This is a genomic window from Microbacterium sp. OR16 (assembly GCF_047306725.1).
Classification (GTDB): Bacteria; Actinomycetota; Actinomycetes; order Actinomycetales; family Microbacteriaceae; genus Microbacterium.
The window spans coordinates 1,411,764-1,430,412 of sequence record NZ_JAZEXK010000001.1; the positions used below are offsets into that span (position 1 = coordinate 1,411,764).

Here is an 18,649-nt window from a genome sequence, read left to right on the forward strand (position 1 = left end):
CTGGCATGCCGTGCTCTGCGACGACGGGCGCGGTCAGGCAGGCGCGGTCAGCCTCACCAGCGTGCGCACGGTGTTTCGGTTGCGGCCCGTCCCCGCCGTGCCCAGCGCGCGGTCGAGCACAGCTCGGGTGAGCTTGGTCGAGGCGACCCCGCCCCGGCCGTAGTCGATCCACAGCTCGCGGCCGACGAGCGCGACGCGCTCACCCGGCTGCAGCCGCGCCGTGAGCTGCTCCATCGCGCCCGCAGCGGCCTCACCCTCGAGGAACATCGCATGCACCATCTTGTCGAGCTCCGCATCCGGGAACGGATCCTCGCGCTCGGCCCGCGCGAGCTCGGCGTGCGTCCTGGCGATGACCGGGGTGTCGACCCCGAACTCCTCCGCGACGAGCGCTCTCACATCGGCGCGGGCGCGCGCGAGGTCCTTGGGCGTGTCGCAGATGATGTTGCCGCTCGCGATGTAGGTCGACACGTTCTGCAGGCCGCCGCAGTCCGACAGCAGCGCCCTCAGCTCGGCCATCGGCACCCGGTTCGCGCCCGACACGTTCACCGCCCGCAGCAGCAGCGCGCAGCGCCCGGTCACGGGCGTGCCACAGCGAGCTCGGCGCCGGCATGCGCGAGCTCGGCGAGTGCCGCCTCGCTCGGCTTCTCGGCCACGCCTGCGACGAGATCGGTCAGCACGCGCACCCGGATGCCGTGCGCGATGGCGTCCAGCGCCGACGCGCGCACGCAGTGGTCGGTGGCGATGCCGACCACATCGGCATCGGTCACCCCGTGCGCCGTGAGGATCTCAGCGGTGCGCTCGCCGCTCTCGGTCACGCCCTCGAACATCGAGTACGCCGGCACACCCTGCCCCTTGCGCACATGGTGGGTGATCGCCGCCGTCTCGAGCAGCGGGTCGTACTCAGCACCCTCCGTCCCGGCGATGCAGTGCGAAGGCCAAGTGTCGACGTAGTCGGGCTCTGCCGCGATGTGACCGCCGTTGTCGCTCTCGGGATCATGCCAGTCACGCGACGCGACGATCACGTCGTAGTCGGCCGCATGCTCGGCCAGCAGCTCAGACACCGCGGACGCCACAGCGTCACCCCCTGCGACGGCGAGCGCACCGCCCTCGGTGAAGTCGTTCTGCACGTCGACGATGAGAAGAGCCCTGGTCATCCACTGAGCGTACGCGCAGAGGAGCAGGCGGTGTGCGCCCGCCGGGCGATCGCCCCCCGCATTTGACTTGCCCCGGCCGGTTGCTACCGTGGAGAGGCGGGCCGGACATGCTCGCAGCGCTGCCGCCCGGTCACGAGCGCCCGCCCCGATGAGGACCTGAGGTCCGGCCCTGGGTGCGCCACGACGAACCGCCTGCGTCGTGAGCAGCGCCCGTTCTCTCCGGCTCGCACGGAGGCTTCCGGCCTCCGCGCACGTGCGCGTCGCTTCTCGGCGGAGGCGACATCCGCGCGCGTGCTCGCCGAGAGAAGGAACCGTATGCCGGCCAGTGCCCGTTTCGTCCCCAGCCCCGCCGTTCTGCGCACCGGCCCTCTCAAAGCCACCCTCCCCTCGCGTTAGCGCTCTCTCGTCCCGTCCACCGGCAGTGCCGCCGGCCCTTCGACAAGAGAGAGAAACGTGGAAAACCTGCAAACACTCGCCGGACCCGTCGTGGTCCTGCTCATGCTGCTGTTCTTCGGCGGCAGCCTGTACATGTCGCTGCGCATCCGCAAGCGCACCGAGAACGCCGACGGGTACATGACCGGCGGGGGGAAGATCGGATTCGGCATCTCAGCCGCGTCCATGACCGCCACCTGGATCTGGGCGGCGTCGATGTACGCCTCCGCCACTTCCGGCTACACCTACGGCATCTCCGGGCCCATCCACTACGGGCTGTGGGGCGCGCTGATGATCCTGCTCATCTACCCGTTCGGGCGGCGCATCCGTCAGGTCGCACCGCGCGCGCACACGATCGCCGAGGTGATGTTCGCCCGACACGGCCGCTCCAGCCAGCTCATGCTGGCCGGGTCCAACGTGCTGGGCAGCCTCATCAGCCTCACCTCGAACCTCATCGCGGGCGGCGCGCTGATCGACATGCTCTCGCCGTTCACGTTCTCGCAGGGCATCCTCGCGATCGGCGCGGGAGTGCTGCTGTACACGCTGTGGTCGGGGTTCCGTGCGTCGGTGCTCACCGATTTCGCGCAGGTCTGCGCGATGCTGGGCGCCGTGATCGTCATCATCCCCGTGGTGTTCTTCGCCGCCGGCGGCCCGAGTCTGTTCGAGACGGGGGCGTCGAATCTCACCCCGCAGCAGGCGGACTTCTTCTCGTCCGACGCATTCTTCAACCAGGGCGCTCCCTACATCGCGGCGGTGCTCGCATACGCCATCGGCAACCAGACCATCGCGCAGCGTCTGTTCGCGGTGCGCGAGGATCTCATCAAGAAGACCTTCGTGACGGCGACCTTCGGATACGGTGCCACGATCATCGGCATCGGCATGCTCGGCGTCATCGCGCTGTACGCCGGGGTCGCCCCGGTGGACGGCGACGTGAACAACCTCATCCCGCAGATGGCGGCCACCTATCTGTCGCCGCTGCTGCTGTGCGTGTTCTTCGTCATGATCATCGGCTCGCTCTCATCGACGGCCGACGCGGATCTGACCGCGCTCTCGTCGATCGTGATGGCCGACGTCTACGGCCAGAACGTCGCAGGCAAGAAGAAGGCGAACCCCCGCACCATGGTGCTGATCGGACGCATCACGATGATCGTGGCGATGGTCGCCGGGCTGTTCTTCGCGGGAAGCCAGTTCAACATCCTCGATCTGCTGGTGTTCGTCGGCGCGCTCTGGGGCGCCCTCGTGTTCCCCGTGATCGCCAGCTTCTACTGGAACCGCGTCACCAACCTGGCCTTCTCCGTCTCGGTGATCGTCGCCCTCGCGGCGTTCCTGCCGGTGCGCTTCGAATGGGTCAAGCTCGACGGTCCGATCGGGATCGTGTCGGACGTGCTCTCGACGATCGGCATCGGCGTCGTGCTGGGCCTGATGGCCTTCGGCTTCTTCGGCAAGCGCGTCGCCCTGATCGTCGCGACGGTGGCGACGCTGGCATCGGCTCCGTTCACGATCGGCTTCCTGCACACCTACCCGGTGCTGTCGGGATCGCTGATCGCGTATGCCGTGTCGACGATCGTGTGCGTCGCCCTCACGCTGCCGAGCAGGAAGGCGGACTTCGACTTCGATCTGATCAAGCAGCGCACGGGCGACTTCGACTCCGTCGACACCGATGAGCTGAACACCGAGTTCGCCCAGCTCACCGAGACCGAAAAGCCGCTGTCGGCTGAGAACGAGAGGAAATGATGGACATGTCGACCATCGCCCTGACCGCCTATGTACTGGTGTGGCCCGTGATCGTGGCGGGAACGCTCACGGTCATCGTGCGCGCCTTCGTCGAGGAGGCGAAGCAGGCCAAGGCCGAGGACCGCTCGATCATCTGATCGCCGCGGCCGCTGAGACCACTTCGGGCCCGGGATGCTGTGCATCCCGGGCCCGAGCTGAGCCACCTGTCAGGATCGAACTGACGGCCTTCCCATTACGAGTGGGATGCTCTACCACTGAGCTAAGGTGGCGTGCGCAGCGGACTGCGGCACAAGCAATGATCCTACTACGACGATCGGGCGGGCGCGAAACCGAGCCGGCCCCGTCCTCGGATCACTCGCATCGCAGCCCGTCGTCGGGAACCGTGCCGTCGATGAGGAAGCTCTCGACAGCATCGTCGACGCAGCCGCTGCCCTTGTTGTAGCCGGTGTGCCCCTCGCCCACCCGGGTCACGAGCACGCCGTTCTCGAGCTGCTGCGCGAGGGACTCCGACCACTCGTACGGCGTGGCAGGGTCGTTGGTCGTGCCGACGACGACGATCGGGCCAGAGCCCGAGGCGGTGATCGGCTCGCGCACGCCGACCGGCGGGTAGGGCCATACCTCGCACGGGTCGGGCCCCTGCCAGTACGGGGCGAACGTGGGCGCGAGCTTCTCGATCTTCGCGATCGCCGCAGCTTCCGCGGCCGGGTCGTCCTCGACGGGATAGTCCATGCAGTTGTACGCCCGGAACGCCTCGGAGGAGTTGTCGGCGTAGGTGCCGTCGGGCTCGCGTCCGTTGTAGCTGTCGGCGAGCGCGAAGAGCACCGACGGGTCACCCTGCAGCACGGCCGTGAAACCCTGGGTGAGATACGGCCAGCTCTGCTCGCTGTACATCGCGGTGATGATGCCCGTGATCATGGTGTCGACGGTCAGCATCCGCCCGTCGCCGTTCTCGATCGGGGTGCGGGCGACAGTGGCGAGCAGCGCTTGGACGTCGGCTACGGCGTCGTCGGTCGAGCCGTTGAACGGGCAGTCACCACCGGAGAGGCAGCCGGAGAGATACGCGCGCAGCGCCGACTCGAAGCCGATCGCCTGCGTCGTGCCGACCTCGAGCCCGGGGACGGCCGGGTCGATCGCCCCGTCGAGCACCAGCCGCTGCGCGCGCTGCGGGAACAGCTTCGCATACGTGGCGCCGAGGAACGTCCCGTACGAGTAGCCGAGGTAGTTCAGCGTCTTGTCGCCCAGCACGGCCCGGATCAGATCCATGTCGCGCGCCGAGTTGACGGTGGTGATGTGCGGAAGCAGCCCGTCGCTGTTCGCCTCGCACGCATCTGCGTACTGCTGGTTGCGCGCGGTGATCTCGGCCTCCCACTCGGGGGTGTCGCGCGGGGCGTCGAGCACGCCGTAGTTGTACTCGTCCATCTGCTCGGCGTCGAGGCAGGCGACTGCGCTCGATCGGCCGACCCCGCGCGGGTCGAAGCCGATCACGTCGAAGCGCTCGATGAGTTCGGCCCCGACCGCGTACTCCAGGCTCTGCGCGACGAAGTCGTAGCCGCTCGATCCCGGGCCGCCCGGGTTGATCAGCAGCGATCCCTGGAACTGCCCGGTCGCCTGGTGCCGGATGAGCGCGAGGGTCAGATCGCCCGCGGGCGGGTCCTCCCAGTCGCGCGGAGCCGTGACCTCCGTGCAGTCGAACCGGGCACCGCACGCCTCCCACTCGAGCTTCTGCGAGTAGTACGGCTTCAGCTCCGCCGAGACGCCGGATCCGTCCGGATCTCGGGAGATCGAGGTGGGAGTCTCGGGGATCTGCGCGTACAGGCATCCGGAGAGCGCGAGTGATGCCGCGACGAGCCCGGCCAGCACGGCGGCGGCTCGACGCAGCGGGCGCAGGGATCGAGGCCCGGAGGTTCGACGGTTCACGGGGTCCTTCCGCTGGAGACGGTCACGAGAAGACTCTCGACGGCGAGCAGCGGTGCGACATTGCGCTCCAGCGACTCGCGGGTGGCGGCCACGGCGTCGAGCACGAGGATGGTGCGCTCGACGGGCCATGCGGCGGCGACGCGGTCGAGCTCATCGCGCAGTTCGCGGTTGATCAGCTCGTCGCCCCGGCCGAACTGCAGCATGACCACGTCGCGGTACAGCGACTGCAGGTCGGTGAGCACCCGGTCGATGCCGTCACGCAGGCTGCGCGTCGCGCGCTTGCGCTGATCGTCTTCGAGCGCGTTGATCTGCGCGCGCAGCGCGGGCGGCACCGCCTGTCCCTCAGCGATTCCGACGGTGCGCAGCAGGGCGGCTCGCTCGGCGGCGTCCCGCGCGGCGGTGAGCGCCTTCGCGTCGTCGGTGGCGGCCTGGATGATCTTTCCCGCGACCTCGACCGCCGTGCTGACACCGCGCACCCCGAGCACCGCGCGGAGCGTCTCGTCGCGCCGGCGACGGGCGTCGTCATCGGTGGCCAGCCGCTGCGCCATGCCGATGTGCCGCTGCGCGTGGCGGGCGGCCTGCTCGGCGACGGTGGCGTCGACGCCGGTGCGCGCGGCGATGAGTCGCGCCACGTCGTCGACGTCGGGCTCGCGCAGCCGCAGCGGGCGCACCCGTGAACGGATGGTCGGCAGCAGATCGGCCTCGCTCGGCGCGCACAGCACCCAGACGGTCTTCTCGGGTGGCTCTTCGAGCGCTTTCAGCAGCACGTTCGACGTGCGCTCGACCATGCGGTCGGCGTCTTCGACGACGATCACGCGGTAGCGTCCGGCGGAAGGGGCGAAGTACGATCGCTCGACCAGGGCTCGCGCCTCGGCGATCGTGATGATCACCTTGTCGGTGCGCAGCGCCGTCACATCCGGATGCGTGCGGGCGAGCACCTGACGCATCGTGGCCTCGTCGTGCGGACCGTCAGCGATCAGCGCGGCTGCGAACGCGTAGGCGAGCGTCGATCGTCCCGAGCCGGGTGGGCCGGTGATCAGCCAGGCGTGCGAGAGCGATGCCGGGTCGTCAGCGGCCTGGCGAAGGGTCTGCACCGCGGCGTCTTGTCCCCACACGTCCGTCCAGGGGAACGGCGCGGTGGCGAGGGCTGTCATGCGCTCCAGCCTATCCGCGGGGTCGACATCGGCTGCTCCGCCCCATCCGGCTCAGAGGAGTACCGACAGGCGTGCTCGGATCAGCGCGGCGATGTCGTCGGGGTCGAGCGAAGCGTCGACCACGAGGAACCGCTGCGGCTCGTCGGCGGCGAGCGCGAGGTACGCCGATCGGACGCGGGCGTGGAAGTCCTCCTTCTCGGCTTCGAGACGATCGAACGGCTTGTCATCCGCGTCGAGCCGGCGACGCGCCGTCGACGGGTCGAGATCGAGCAGCACGGTCAGGTCGGGCAGCGCTCCCTCGGCTGCCCACAGCGAGAGGTCGCGCACCTCGGTGGCGTCGAGCACGCGTCCGGCGCCCTGGTAGGCGACGGACGAGTCGAGGTAGCGATCCTGGATGACGACCTCCCCGCGAGCCAGCGCGGGCCGCACGACCGTGGCGACGTGGTGTGCTCGATCGGCGGCGTACAGCAGAGCCTCCGCCCGGGGGGCGATGTCGCCGCGATGGTGCAGCACGATGTCGCGGATGAGGGTGCCGACCTCGGATCCGCCGGGCTCGCGCGTGTGCAGCACGGTGCGGCCGCGCTGCTGCATCCACTGCGCGAGCAGCCCGGCTTGGGTGGTCTTGCCGGAGCCGTCACCGCCCTCGAGCGTGATCCACAGCCCGGGCGCCGACGTCACGATCCCGCCTTCACTTCCAGTCAGCCCGCTCACTGCGCACGAGCTGCGGCGCGCGCCGCATCGGCCTTCGCGATGGCGTTCGCCTTGCGCGTGGCCGCCGCCTTCTTCGCCGCCTCGGAGCGTGCAGCCGCCTTGTCGGCGTCCGATGCCGGCGCCTTCTTCGCCGCGGTCTTCTTCGCCGCGGTCTTCTTGGCCGGAGCCTTCTTTGCCGGCGCCTTCTTCGCCGCCGTCTTCTTCGCGCCGCGCTTGGGCGCGGGTCCCTTGGCGCGCTTGTCGGCGAGCATCTGCACGGCGATCTCGAAGGTCACGTCGTCGGGTGTCTGGCCGCGCGGGATGGTCACGTTCGTCTCGCCGTCGGTCACGTAGGCGCCGAAGCGGCCGTCGCGGATGCGGATCGGCTTGCCGCTGACGGGGTCGGCCTCGAACTCCTTGAGCGCGCTGGATGCCTTGCGCCCGCCGTACTTCGGCTGCGCGTACAGCTCGAGCGCCTGCTCGAGGGTCACATCGAAGATCTGCGACTCGCTCTCCAGCGAGCGCGAGTCGGCGCCCTTCTTCAGGTACGGCCCGAAGCGCCCGTTCTGCGCGGTGATCTCCTCGCCCGTGGCAGGATCGGCGCCGACCACACGCGGCAGGCTGAGCAGCTGCAGCGCGGTGTCGAGGTCGATCGTGTCGACCGACATCGACCGGAACAGCGAGGCGGTGCGCGGCTTGGGCGCAGCATCCTTCTTGGTCTTCTTCTTGGGCTTGTCGACGACCTCGCCGGTCGCCTCGTCCACGGCGTCGTCATCGGAGACCGGGTCGTTCTCCTGCACGTACGGGCCGAAGCGGCCGTCCTTCACGACGACGATCTTGCCGTTCTCGGGGTTCTCGCCCAGCACGCGGTCACCGGCGACCGGCGCGTCGATCAGCTCGCGCGCCTTGTCGGCGGTGAGCTCATCGGGCGCGAGATCCTCGGGCACGTTGACGATGCGCGGCTTGGCCTCGGGGTTCGCCGGGTCGATGACTTCGAGGTACGGGCCGTACTTGCCGAAGCGGAGCGTGGCGTCGTCGGTGATGCGCGTCGAGTTCAGCGCTCGCGCGTCGATCTCGCCGAGATTGTCGACGACCTGTCGCAGGCCCACCTGATTCTCGGAGCCGTAGTAGAACGACTTCAGCCACTCCACGCGGTTCTGCTCGCCGCGGGCGATCGCGTCGAGATCGTCTTCGAGGGCGGCGGTGAAGTCGTAGTCGATGAGGTCGGCGAAATGCTGCTCGAGCAGGCGCACGACGCTGAACGCCAGCCACGTGGGCACGAGGGCCTGCCCGCGCTTGGTCGCATACCCACGGTCGATCACGGTGCCGATGATGCTCGCGAAGGTCGACGGCCGGCCGATGCCGTGCTCTTCCAGTGCCTTCACCAGTGAAGCCTCGGTGTAGCGGGGCTTCGGGGTGGTGCGGTGCCCCTTAGCGACGGACTCGCCGATGGCGAGTTCGTCGCCGACCGCGACCGCCGGCAGCGACTGGTCGGCCGAGGAGTCCTGCGCGTTGCGCTTCTCGTCGCGGCCCTCCTCGTACGCCTCGAGGAAGCCCTTGAACGTGTAGACGGTTCCGGATGCCGTGAACTCGACCCGCTTGTCGGCGGCCTGCGTCTCGAGCGTGACCGTGGTGGTCTCGTACTTCGCATCCGACATCTGGCTGGCGACGGTGCGCTTCCAGATCAGGTCGTACAGGCGCTGCTCGTCGCGGTCGAGGCCGGAGGCGACAGACGCGGGAGTGCGGAAGGTCTCGCCCGAGGGGCGGATCGCCTCGTGGGCCTCCTGGGCGTTCTTGCTCTTCGACTTGTACACCCGCGGCTTCAGCGGCACGGCCGAGTCGCCGTACAGGGCCACGGCCTGGCTGCGCGCGGCCTGGATCGCCTGCGTGCTCAGCGCGACCGAGTCGGTGCGCATATAGGTGATGTATCCCTTCTCGTAGAGCCGCTGGGCGACGCTCATCGCCTGCTTGGCGCTCATCGAGAGCTTGCGTCCGGCCTCCTGCTGCAGGGTGGAGGTGGTGAACGGGGCGTAGGGGCTGCGGGTTCCCGGCTTCGCCTCGACCTTCGTGACCGTGGCGGTGCCGGCCGCGTCGACCGCGGCGGCGAGCGCCTCAGCGTCGGCCTCGGACAGCACGACGACGGCCTTCTTGAGCTTTCCTGCGTCGTCGAAGTCGGTTCCGCGGGCGAGCTGCCCGCCGTCGACGCGCACGAGGCGCACGCCGAACGCGGCGCCCTGGGTCGCTGAACCCGCCGAAGCGGATGCCTGAGCCTCGACGTCCCAGTACTCGGCCGAGACGAAGGCCATCCGCTCGCGCTCGCGCTCGACGACCATGCGGGTGGCGGCCGACTGCACGCGGCCGGCGGACAGACCCGACTTGACCTTGTACCAGAGCACCGGCGAGACGTCCCAGCCGTAGAGGCGGTCGAGGATGCGACGGGTCTCCTGGGCGTCGACGAGGGCGAGGTCGAGCTCGCGCGTGTTGCCCACGGCTGCCTGGATGGCGTCCTTGGTGATCTCGTGGAACACCATGCGCTTGACGGGCACCTTGGGCTTGAGCGTCTCGAGCAGGTGCCAGGCGATGGCCTCGCCCTCGCGGTCCTCATCTGTGGCGAGCAGGACCTCGTCGGCGCTCTTCAGCGCGCGGCGCAGCTCTGCGACCGTCTTGGTCTTGCGATCGGACACCACGTAATAGGGATCGAAGTCGTTCTCGACGTCGATCGAGTACTTTCCATACGCCTTCTTGTCGTCGGCGGGGATGTCCTTCTTGTCGGCGAGGTCGCGGATGTGACCGACCGAACTGAGCACCTCGTACCCGTCGCCGAGGTATCCCTGGATCGACCGCATCTTCGTCGGGGACTCGACGATGACGAGCTTCTTGCCTTCTGCCAAGGGGCGTCCTTTCTTCGAAGCACACCATACACACCGCGATCCTGGCGTGAGCCGAGAGATCCTCCGGCGAATCGGCTGACACGCGGGCGGTGCGAGGGGCGTCGCACGTTCAGCTTTTCGGGGGCCCCGCTCGGGCTCGGGCGACGGCGACCAGTCCAGAGTACGCGGATCTGACCTCGACCGTTGCCGTGAGAGCGTCGACGGTGCACGAGGCGAGCTCCGATCCGGATGCCTCGGCTACGCGCGCGGCGAGAGCGCAGGCGTCCTCCCCCGTGGCGACGGCTCCCGACGCGGCGTCTGCCGCCGCGAGAGCAGCCGCGTCGGCCGCCCCCGCCGCGCGCTGCGCGGTGACGGCCGCGCCCCCGACGGCCGCGAGTCCGAGCGAGAGGCTGGCCGCGACCGCGACGACCCCTGCGGCGAGCGCTGTTCCGCTCATCGGTCGCCCCTCCCGGGCACCGCCCCTGCGCAGACCATCACAGCCCTCCCGCGAGGGCACAGCTCGACGCGCTCAGCGGCACCGAGATCAGCCGTCCGATGCGCATGTCCAGCGACGCCGTCACGCACACCAGGTCTCCTGCCGTGCGGGATGCCGATGACGCCCCGTCCACAGCATCGCGCACCACCGCCGCTGCGCGAGCGGACGTCTCCCCCCGTCCCAGCAGGCGAGCGGCATCGGCGGCGGCATCCTGCAGCGAGACCTGCATCGCGGCGGCGCCGAGTGCTCCGACGCCGAACGCGACCGCGATCATCGCCGCCGGCAGCGCGACGGCGAGCTCAGCGGCGACCGACCCGCGGTCGTCGCCGAGCACGCGAGAAGAGCCCGGCATCAGGCGACCGTCAACGCCCGTCGGACGAGGTCGGTGAGGATGCCCCTCACCTCGTCGGAGCGCATGATCACGACGAGCAGGCCCGCGAATGCCACGGCGGCCATCGTCGTGATCGCGTATTCGGCGGTGGCCGCTCCGGTCTCGTCGGAGAACAGCTCGGCTGCGCGGCTTCGGGTCAGCGGGGGCAGCGGATCGGTGTGGAGCGCGGTCATGGTGTTCCTTCTCTCTCATGCGGGGCGGCTCTCGCCCCGGACGTCTCAGATGGGCAGTGGCGTGGAGGCGAGCACGCTGAGCATGAGCGGTGCGACCCCGAGCAGCAGGAATGCGGGCAGCGTGCAGGCGCCGAGCGGCAGCAGCAGCTTCGACGAGAGCCGCGCGGCCCGCACGCGCCCTCGCACCCTCGACTCGTGCCGCTGCTGTGCGGCCGTCGCGCGCAGCAGCTCGCCGGCCGGCACCCCGGCTGAGCGCGACAGCTCCAGTACGGCGTCTGTGGCGCCGCGATCGCCCGACAGTGCGGCGGGGCTGTGCTCGACGAGCCGCAGCGCCCGCGGGATGCCGATGCCGCCGGCGAGCGCCACTGCGACCAGCTCGGCGTGCATGCCGGGGGTGCCGGCCGCCGGCTGCGCGGCCCGCACCATGCGTGCGGTCCACCAGCGCGCGACGAGCACGAGGGCCACACCGAGCACGACGCAGGCGACACCGAACGGATTGCTGACCAGTACGCCGATGGTGTCGAAGCCCAGCGCGAATCCCAGCAGCAGCCGGCGAACGGCAGCCAGAGCAGCAGGCGGGCGGTGCCGGTGGGCTCGGCCAGGGCGACTCGCACGTCGTCCGCGGCGGCAGCGGCGTCCTGCAGCGATTCCGACAGCGCCCGCAGCACGTCCGCGAGCGGTGCGCCGACGGTCGTCGCGATCTCCCAGGCGGCGGCGACGTCCGACCATGCACCGCCCTCCGCGTCGATGGCGCCCACGAGCTCTGCCCCGGCGTCCGCTCGGGCGACGACGCGCCCCGCGACGATGTCGCCGGTGTCGGCGAGGTGCCGCCAGGCCGTGTGCGGTCGGGCACCGGCCTGCAGCAGCACGGCGAGGGTGCGCACGGCGGCCGCGGCCCGCGGCGGGTCATTCGAGTCCGGATGCCGCTGCCGCCACCTCACCACGGCTGCACCTCCTCCATCGCCAGGCGGTCGTTCCGCAGCACGAATCGTCCGGCGTGCGCGATGCGCCGACGCCCATCCGCGTTGCGCTCCAGATGCAGCACGATCGTGAACGCGCTGACCACCTGGCGCGCCAACGCCGTGGCATCCATCCCCGCGAGGGCGCCGAGCGCCTCCATACGCGCCGGAACGTCCGCCAGACCAGAGGCGTGCAACGTGCCCGCGCCCCCGTCGTGACCGGTGTTGAGCGCGGTCAGCAGTTCCCGCACCTCCTCGCCGCGGCATTCGCCCACGACGAGTCTGTCGGGGCGCATGCGCAGCGACTCCCGCACGAGCATCGCGAGGGTGATGCATCCGGCGCCCTCGAGATTCGCCTGGCGCGCCTCGAGCGAGACGTGATGCGGGTGCCGGGGTCGCAGCTCGGCGACGTCCTCGATGGTCACGATGCGCTCGCCCGCCCCCACCTCCGACAGCAGCGCAGCGAGCAGCGTCGTCTTGCCCGTGCCCGTCCCCCCGGTGATCAGCACGTTGGCCCGGTCGCGTACGAGCTGCGCCAGCCACGCCTGCTGGGCGTCGCTGAAGGTGCCGGTCGCGGCGAGCGCCGCGAGGTCGGCGCCGAGCACCCGCGGGATCCGCACCGACAGCGCGGTGCCGCTCACCGAGACGGGGGCGAGGACGGCATGCACGCGGATGCCCGAGGCGAGCCGCACGTCGACGCAGGGCGACTGGTCGTCGAGGTGCCGTCCGCCCGCCGCGACGAGGGTGACTGCGATGTCGCGCACCTCGCGCTCCGACGCGCGCCACGCCGGCACCCGCTCGGCGCCGCGACCGCGATCGACGTAGAGGCCGTCGGCGCCGTTGACGAAGATGTCCGTCACCTCGGCGTCACGCGCGTACTCGGCGAGCGCGCCGAGGTCCGGATCCGCATCGACGGCGCGGTGAGCACCGTCGTGCGTGTCGGACGGCCGTGGTCGGAAGACGAACGGTTCGGGCATGCGACGACGTTAGGCTCGTCGCGCCGCGCGGCCAGGCCCGATTCCCAGGCGATGTGCACAACCGCCGCGACGAGAGCCCTGTGCAGTAGGAGCGCCGCCCCGTAGACGGACGGGCGGCACCTCACGGGGGGAATGAGGTGCCGCCCACGCGCTGGCCCGGAACGAGGGGGGCACCCGGGCGCGCTGAAGCCGTATACGAATCGGCTGAGGTCAGTGTATGCGTGGGCCGGCGCCACGGCAAACCGCTCTCACTACCGACTTTCGACAGTAGGCCTCTTCCGGCGGCGGGACTAGATTCGCCCTGTCACGGTCGTGTCCCTGCACGATCGCCCGACCGCGCAAAGGAGCGAGTGCATGAGCAGCCAGATCGACCACCTCCTCGACGAGGCCCGCAGATTCCCGCCGTCGGAGGAGTTCGTGGCCCAGTCGATCGACGACCCCGCCCTGTACGAGCGGGCTGCCGCCGACCGGGAGGCTTTCTGGGGCGAGCAGGCGCGGGAGAGCGTGCACTGGCACAAGCCGTTCACGCAGGTGCTCGACTGGTCGAACCCGCCGTTCGCGAAGTGGTTCGACGACGGCGAGCTCAACGTCGCCTACAACTGCCTCGACCGGCACGTGGAGGCCGGCAACGGCGACCGCGTCGCCATCCTGTGGGAGGGCGAGCCGGGCGATGAGCGCCGCATCACGTACGCCGAGCTCACCGATGAGGTCAAGCGCGCGGCGAACGTGCTGCAGGATCTCGGCGTCGGCCACGGCGACCGGGTGGCGATCTACCTCCCGATGATCCCCGAGGCCGTAGTCTCGATGCTCGCGGTCGCGCGCGTCGGCGCGATCCACTCGGTCGTCTTCGGCGGGTTCAGCGCCGACAGTCTGCGCTCGCGCATCGACGACGCCGGCGCGAAGCTCGTGATCACCGCGGACGGCGGCTACCGCAAGGGCAAGGTGTCGGCTCTCAAGCCCGCCGTCGACCAGGCGCTCAGCGACCGCAACGGCGAAGGCGAGCAGCAGACCGTCGAGCACGTGCTCGTCGTGAAGCGCGGCGAGAACGAGGTCGACTGGACCGACGAGCGCGACATCTGGTGGCACGACGTGGTGCCGCAGGCATCCGGCGATCACGAGGCACAGCCATTCCCCGCCGAGAACCCGCTCTTCATCCTGTACACGTCGGGCACGACCGGTAAGCCGAAGGGCATCCTGCACACCTCGGGCGGATACCTCGTGCAGGCCGCCTACACGCACAAGTACGTCTTCGACCTGCATCCCGAGACCGACGTCTTCTGGTGCACGGCCGACATCGGCTGGGTGACCGGACACAGCTACGTCACCTATGGTCCGCTCGCCAACGGCGCGACCCAGGTGCTCTTCGAGGGCACACCGGACTCGCCGCACCCCGGCCGCTGGTGGGAGCTGATCGAGAAGTACGGCGTGACCATCTTCTACACGGCGCCGACCGCGATCCGCTCGTTCATGAAGCTCGGCCGCCAGATCCCGCAGAAGTTCGACCTGTCGAGCCTGCGCCTGCTCGGCTCGGTGGGCGAGCCCATCAACCCCGAGGCCTGGATGTGGTACCGGGAGGTGATCGGCGGCGGCGCGGCCCCGATCGTCGACACCTGGTGGCAGACCGAGACGGGCGCGATCATGGTCTCCCCGCTGCCAGGCATCACCGCGACCAAGCCGGGCTCCGCGCAGGTTCCGATCCCCGGCATCTCCATCGACGTGGTCGACGACGAGGGCATCGAGGTCGGGAACGGCAACGGCGGGCTGCTGGTCATCACCGAGCCGTGGCCGTCGATGCTGCGCGGCATCTGGGGCGACCCGGAACGGTTCAAGGAGACGTACTGGGAGAAGTTCCAGGACAAGGGCTACTACTTCGCGGGCGACGGTGCGCGTCTCGACGAGGACGGCGATCTGTGGCTGCTGGGTCGCGTCGACGACGTGATGAACGTGTCGGGTCACCGCCTGTCCACGACAGAGATCGAGTCGTCGCTCGTCGCGCACGAGGCGACTGCCGAGGCAGCCGTGGTCGGCGCCTCGGATGAGACCACCGGTCAGGCGGTGGTCGCCTTCGTGATCATCAAGCAGAGCTACTTCGAGGCGCACTCCCCCGAGGGCCTCGCGACGCTGCTGCGCGGCTGGGTCGGCGAGCAGATCGGCCCGATCGCGCGCCCCCGCGACGTCTACATCGTGAACGAGCTGCCGAAGACCCGCTCGGGCAAGATCATGCGTCGTCTGCTGCGCGACGTCGCCGAGGGCCGCGAGGTCGGCGACACGACGACGCTCGCCGACACCATGGTGATGAGCACGATCACCAGTCAGGTGAAGTAGCGGCGGTCTCGAAGGCACCGTCCCGCGATCCTCGGTGCGGGCCTTCACCGTGCGGGTGCGCTCAGCGCCTGCATCCGCTCGCGTACCGTCCGGAACACTGCGGGGTCGAACGGGAAGTCCTCGCCGTCCTCAGCCACCAGCCGCATGACCTCGTCACCGAGCGTGATGGAGAAGTTCACGATCATCCGCGCCTCGGTGGCGTGATCGGCATCCACCAGGCGAGCCGATGCCGGATGCGCATCAAGCCAGTTCTCGATCACGTCCTGCAGACCTGCGCGGCTCGCCTCCGCTCCCCACGACACCGTCGTCGTCGTGCCCGGCTCCCGGGCGAACAGCGCGAACCGCTTGCGCAGGATTTCGTCGTCCCCCTGCCCGCGCACGGACTCCATCACAATCCGCGAGGCGGCGATCACAAGGTCGTCTCGGTTCGCCCTCAGGATGCGCTCGGTGAGTACCGGGTCGTAGACCAGGGCGGGCCCGAAGATTGCGTGCTCGAGCGAGGGAAAGTAGTTGAAGAACGTGCTGCGCGAGACCATCGCCGTCTCGCATATGCGGTCGACCGTCACTGCTTGAACGCCTTCGTCGTAGGCGAGCCCGACCGCAGCGTCCTCCATGGCCCGACGCGCGACGCGCATCTTCTTCTCTCGGAGTCCTTCCGCCAACTCCACCTCCTCGATGTCCCTCCGAGACTACGCCATATTTCCTGGGTTGCATCCAAGATTGGATTCAGTCCATAGTTAGCGTTGAAGCGATCAGAAGGGGTCGATATGCCACGCGCCACCAAGGAACGACGTCGAGATCTGATCTCACCGCTACGCGTTGCAGGAGTGCTGTCCACTGTCACCGGAGTCATCCTCATGGGGCTGCCTGTGACCGCAAGCGCCGCGGAGCTCGGAGCAGAACACATACTCATCACGACGACGCTCTCCCACGGGACGGCATCCTCACCGCTCGGCGGCGCTGCTGTGACCGTGCTCTCGACCGACGGCCTCGACCAGTTGATCGCCACCGGCACCACCTCGGCAGACGGGACCGTGTCCCTCCGCGTGCCCGCAACGGACACCAGCTTCATCGCCGAGGCATCCTGGCCCGGCAGTGTCGGCGACCTCGTCGACTCGACTGTGAGGACGGAGTTCAATCCCACTCTGAGCGATCGGGTCACCATTGCGCTGGAGGGTTCGTTCGGTGCGATCCGCGGTGCGGTAACCGCAACCGCGGATGCCTACCCTCTCGCCGATCTCTCGGGCTCGAGCGTCACCATCCTCAGCGGGGGCACGGAAGTGCAGCGCGTCGCCGTCGCCGCCGACGGCACCTTCCGATCCGGCTCGCTGCCGACGACATCCACCGACGATTACCGCATCTCGTTCGAGCCGGCACCGGGCCTCACGCTCGCGGATGCCCAGCCGTCGACCAACCCCGCCTTCGCGCTTCCTCGGGGCAACGAGAGCCCCAGCCTCACCGATGTGACCCGCTCGTTCGCGCTCATTTCAGACAGCGCGACGCCGACGCCTACCCCGACACCGACACCGACACCGACGCCGACGGACGCCCCGTCCCCGACCCCATCCCCGACGACTCCGACTCCGACTCCGACTCCGACTCCGACCGAACCCTCTTTCGATCCGGTTCAGCAAGTCCACATCGCGTTCTATCAGCGCCCTGACGACACTGATCTCGCCGACGTTCTCAGCGGCATATCCGAGTCCGAACTTGCCACTCTGCTCGACGCAGCAGCAGGCGCACCGAACAGCACGTTCCCTCTTTACAACGACTCGGGGCAGGCGCTCGGTCTTGCGCAGCAGCCGACTCCGGACAGAGCGGCCGCCGCATCCCGGTTGCTGTCGCCGGTGATCTCCAGCCTGCCGGGCGTGACCGTGAACCAGCTCTCGCTCACTGCGTTCGATCTCGAAGGGGCTCTGCTCGCTGTCCAGGATCAGCGTGCCCAGCTGCTCGACCAGGAGCTGGGCTCTCAGGTCACGGATGTGCAAGGACGCAACGGCCGCATAGCCGTGCTCAATGCGGCAGTCTCGGCCTTGCATGCGTACGTCGCCGCGCCGACTGATGAATCGCTGGCGGCCGCGATCGCAGCCGCAGACATCGCCGTGGAGTCGCACACTCTCCTTTCAGCCACCTCGGACTCCGCCGAGGCGAGAACGGCCGCGGCTGCGCTCATCGCATCGCTGCGTCTCGAACTCGACACCCTCACCAACGCTCAGCAGATGAACATGCTGCGGCTGGCCGGCCTGACCGACAAGCGCAATGAAGCGGTCGGCGTGATGTCCTCGTTCCTCCAGAAGATGCAGAACTCGCGGTCATCGATCACCGGCAGTATGCGATCGACTCCGGTATCGATCGGCACTGTCCAGTGGGACAGCACAGCCATCACCGGCGACTTCGACCTCGCCAGGGTCGCCGACGGCGAGCATCACCTCATCATCAGCTTCGACAAGATCGGCCTCACCGTGATCGCCGCGGTGACCGTGCAGCGCAACGAACTGGCCGCGACCGGCGGCGACTCGAGTGCGGCGCTCTGGGCCGGGTCAGCGCTGCTCGTGCTTGGAGCGGGGGCGCTGCTCAGCTCATCTCTCCGGGCGCGGCGCCGCGCGCGCGTCTGATCCGGCGACAAGTACGGAGGCCGCCGGCGCCAGGGGCGCCGGCGGCCTCCGTATGCGATGCCCGGCTCAAGCGAGGGTGAAGGTGACCTCGACCTCGACGGGGGTGTCGAGCGGCAGGCTCGCCACCCCGACGGCCGCGCGGGCGTGCTGCCCTGCGTCGCCGAAGATCTCGCCGAGCACGTCGCTGGCGCCGTTGACGACGGCCGGCTGACCGGTGAAGGCGGGGTCGGATGCCACGAAGCCCCCCACCCGCAGCACGCCGGCGATCCGGTCGACGCCTCCCGCTGCCTGAGCGGCGGCCGCCAGCGCGTTCAGCGCGCACGTGCGCGCGTAGCGCTGTGCATCCGCCGCATCGATCTCTGCGCCGACCTTCCCGGTCGCCGGCAGCGCGCCGTCGACGAAGGGCAGCTGCCCCGATGTGTAGACGAGACCACCGTGCACCACCGCCGGGACGTACGCGGCGACGGGGGCGGCGACGGCGGGCAGCTCGATGCCGAGCTCTGTCAGACGCGCGGAGACGCTCACTGCTGAGCTCCGTCGAACTGACGGGATGCCTCGGCCGCGGCGGCGAGGCCGGCGTTGGCAGTCGAGTCCTGCGTGATCGGGCGCTTCAGGTAGGCGACCAGGCCGCCCTCCGGACCCTGGACGACCTGCACGAGCTCCCAGCCCTGCTTGCCCCAGTTGTTGAGGATCGCCGCCGTGTTGTGGATCAGCAGCGGCGTGGTCAGATACTCCCACGTGATCATGGCACTCCTGTGCGTC

18 protein-coding genes and 1 tRNA gene are annotated in these 18,649 nt (G+C 69.5%); 4 read left to right on the forward strand and 15 right to left on the reverse strand.

The annotated features are described in order from the left end of the window. Positions 1-33: 33 nt before the first annotated feature. Together V2S05_RS06875 and V2S05_RS06880 are read right to left on the reverse strand one after the other, a co-directional pair. Complete coding sequence (locus tag V2S05_RS06875) at positions 34-579, reverse strand: DUF1697 domain-containing protein (protein WP_413634520.1); 546 nt, start codon at positions 577-579, stop codon at positions 34-36. Then, on the reverse strand, positions 576-1,154 hold the full coding sequence (locus V2S05_RS06880) for an isochorismatase family protein (protein ID WP_413634521.1): 579 nt from the start codon (positions 1,152-1,154) through the stop codon (positions 576-578). The genes V2S05_RS06875 and V2S05_RS06880 overlap by 4 nt, the downstream gene beginning before the upstream one ends. 498 nt (positions 1,155-1,652) lie before the next feature. Here V2S05_RS06880 and V2S05_RS06885 point away from each other — a divergent pair, with 498 nt between their 5' ends. After that, the gene (locus V2S05_RS06885) at positions 1,653-3,320 is read left to right on the forward strand and encodes a sodium:solute symporter family protein (RefSeq protein ID WP_413635253.1); all 1,668 of its coding nucleotides are present in this window, start codon (positions 1,653-1,655) and stop codon (positions 3,318-3,320) included. A gap of 5 nt (positions 3,321-3,325) precedes the next feature. Next, positions 3,326-3,457 carry a putative transporter small subunit gene (locus tag V2S05_RS06890; RefSeq protein WP_271637011.1) on the forward strand — a complete coding sequence of 44 codons (132 nt, stop codon included), beginning with the start codon at positions 3,326-3,328 and terminating at the stop codon, positions 3,455-3,457. A gap of 60 nt (positions 3,458-3,517) precedes the next feature. Here the strand turns inward: V2S05_RS06890 and V2S05_RS06895 are convergent. From V2S05_RS06895 to V2S05_RS06940, 10 genes are all read right to left on the reverse strand, one after another. Further along, positions 3,518-3,589, reverse strand: a tRNA-Thr gene (locus V2S05_RS06895). Between the two features lie 82 nt (positions 3,590-3,671). After that, positions 3,672-5,237, reverse strand: coding sequence for an alpha/beta hydrolase (locus tag V2S05_RS06900; RefSeq protein ID WP_413634522.1), 1,566 nt, complete (start codon positions 5,235-5,237; stop codon positions 3,672-3,674). Continuing rightward, on the reverse strand, positions 5,234-6,391 hold the full coding sequence (locus V2S05_RS06905) for a DNA polymerase III subunit delta' (protein WP_413634523.1): 1,158 nt from the start codon (positions 6,389-6,391) through the stop codon (positions 5,234-5,236). The genes V2S05_RS06900 and V2S05_RS06905 overlap by 4 nt, the downstream gene beginning before the upstream one ends. 51 nt (positions 6,392-6,442) lie before the next feature. Next, positions 6,443-7,069, reverse strand: a complete 627-nt coding sequence (gene tmk / locus V2S05_RS06910) for a dTMP kinase (RefSeq protein WP_271637007.1) — start codon at positions 7,067-7,069, stop codon at positions 6,443-6,445. Positions 7,070-7,098: 29 nt separating this feature from the next. Then, on the reverse strand, positions 7,099-9,972 hold the full coding sequence (gene topA / locus V2S05_RS06915; protein ID WP_413634524.1) for a type I DNA topoisomerase: 2,874 nt from the start codon (positions 9,970-9,972) through the stop codon (positions 7,099-7,101). A gap of 109 nt (positions 9,973-10,081) precedes the next feature. After that, positions 10,082-10,408, reverse strand: a complete 327-nt coding sequence (locus tag V2S05_RS06920) for an Rv3654c family TadE-like protein (RefSeq protein ID WP_271637005.1) — start codon at positions 10,406-10,408, stop codon at positions 10,082-10,084. A 37-nt stretch (positions 10,409-10,445) separates the two neighbouring features. After that, entirely contained in the window at positions 10,446-10,799 is a 354-nt protein-coding gene (locus V2S05_RS06925; RefSeq protein WP_413634525.1) for a TadE family type IV pilus minor pilin, read from the reverse strand. Beyond that, complete coding sequence (locus tag V2S05_RS06930; protein ID WP_413634526.1) at positions 10,799-11,011, reverse strand: DUF4244 domain-containing protein; 213 nt, start codon at positions 11,009-11,011, stop codon at positions 10,799-10,801. Before V2S05_RS06930 ends, V2S05_RS06925 begins: the two co-directional genes overlap by 1 nt. Next, a complete protein-coding gene (locus tag V2S05_RS06935) occupies positions 11,008-11,955 on the reverse strand; it encodes a type II secretion system F family protein (protein ID WP_413634527.1) in 948 nt (315 codons plus the stop codon). The genes V2S05_RS06930 and V2S05_RS06935 overlap by 4 nt, the downstream gene beginning before the upstream one ends. Then, on the reverse strand, positions 11,949-12,947 hold the full coding sequence (locus V2S05_RS06940) for a TadA family conjugal transfer-associated ATPase (protein WP_413634528.1): 999 nt from the start codon (positions 12,945-12,947) through the stop codon (positions 11,949-11,951). The genes V2S05_RS06935 and V2S05_RS06940 overlap by 7 nt, the downstream gene beginning before the upstream one ends. Positions 12,948-13,301: 354 nt before the next feature. Here V2S05_RS06940 and acs point away from each other — a divergent pair, with 354 nt between their 5' ends. Further along, entirely contained in the window at positions 13,302-15,272 is a 1,971-nt protein-coding gene (acs, locus tag V2S05_RS06945; RefSeq protein ID WP_413634529.1) for an acetate--CoA ligase, read from the forward strand. Between the two features lie 44 nt (positions 15,273-15,316). On the opposite strand, the gene V2S05_RS06950 is transcribed toward acs, so the two are convergent. Further along, positions 15,317-15,934, reverse strand: a complete 618-nt coding sequence (locus V2S05_RS06950) for a TetR family transcriptional regulator (RefSeq protein ID WP_413634530.1) — start codon at positions 15,932-15,934, stop codon at positions 15,317-15,319. 165 nt (positions 15,935-16,099) lie between these two features. Between V2S05_RS06950 and V2S05_RS06955 the strand changes: the two genes are divergently transcribed. Further along, on the forward strand, positions 16,100-17,887 hold the full coding sequence (locus V2S05_RS06955) for a hypothetical protein (RefSeq protein WP_413634531.1): 1,788 nt from the start codon (positions 16,100-16,102) through the stop codon (positions 17,885-17,887). 66 nt (positions 17,888-17,953) lie between these two features. Here V2S05_RS06955 and V2S05_RS06960 read toward each other — a convergent pair whose 3' ends face one another. Together V2S05_RS06960 and V2S05_RS06965 are read right to left on the reverse strand one after the other, a co-directional pair. After that, positions 17,954-18,412, reverse strand: a complete 459-nt coding sequence (locus V2S05_RS06960) for a RidA family protein (protein ID WP_413634532.1) — start codon at positions 18,410-18,412, stop codon at positions 17,954-17,956. After that, the gene (locus V2S05_RS06965; RefSeq protein WP_071643745.1) at positions 18,409-18,633 is read right to left on the reverse strand and encodes a hypothetical protein; all 225 of its coding nucleotides are present in this window, start codon (positions 18,631-18,633) and stop codon (positions 18,409-18,411) included. The genes V2S05_RS06960 and V2S05_RS06965 overlap by 4 nt, the downstream gene beginning before the upstream one ends. Between the last annotated feature and the right edge of the window lie 16 nt (positions 18,634-18,649).

Coding starts and splice junctions, on each gene's coding strand:
- V2S05_RS06890 (WP_271637011.1), top strand. CDS start 3,326: ATGTCGACCATCGCCCTGACCGCCTATGTACTGGTGTGGCCCGTGATC.
- V2S05_RS06885 (WP_413635253.1), top strand. CDS start 1,653: ATGCTGCTGTTCTTCGGCGGCAGCCTGTACATGTCGCTGCGCATCCGC.
- V2S05_RS06925 (WP_413634525.1), bottom strand. CDS start 10,799: ATGCCGGGCTCTTCTCGCGTGCTCGGCGACGACCGCGGGTCGGTCGCC.
- acs (WP_413634529.1), top strand. CDS start 13,302: ATGAGCAGCCAGATCGACCACCTCCTCGACGAGGCCCGCAGATTCCCG.
- V2S05_RS06930 (WP_413634526.1), bottom strand. CDS start 11,011: ATGACCGCGCTCCACACCGATCCGCTGCCCCCGCTGACCCGAAGCCGC.
- V2S05_RS06940 (WP_413634528.1), bottom strand. CDS start 12,947: ATGCCCGAACCGTTCGTCTTCCGACCACGGCCGTCCGACACGCACGAC.
- V2S05_RS06905 (WP_413634523.1), bottom strand. CDS start 6,391: ATGACAGCCCTCGCCACCGCGCCGTTCCCCTGGACGGACGTGTGGGGA.
- V2S05_RS06920 (WP_271637005.1), bottom strand. CDS start 10,408: ATGAGCGGAACAGCGCTCGCCGCAGGGGTCGTCGCGGTCGCGGCCAGC.
- V2S05_RS06965 (WP_071643745.1), bottom strand. CDS start 18,633: ATGATCACGTGGGAGTATCTGACCACGCCGCTGCTGATCCACAACACG.
- V2S05_RS06880 (WP_413634521.1), bottom strand. CDS start 1,154: ATGACCAGGGCTCTTCTCATCGTCGACGTGCAGAACGACTTCACCGAG.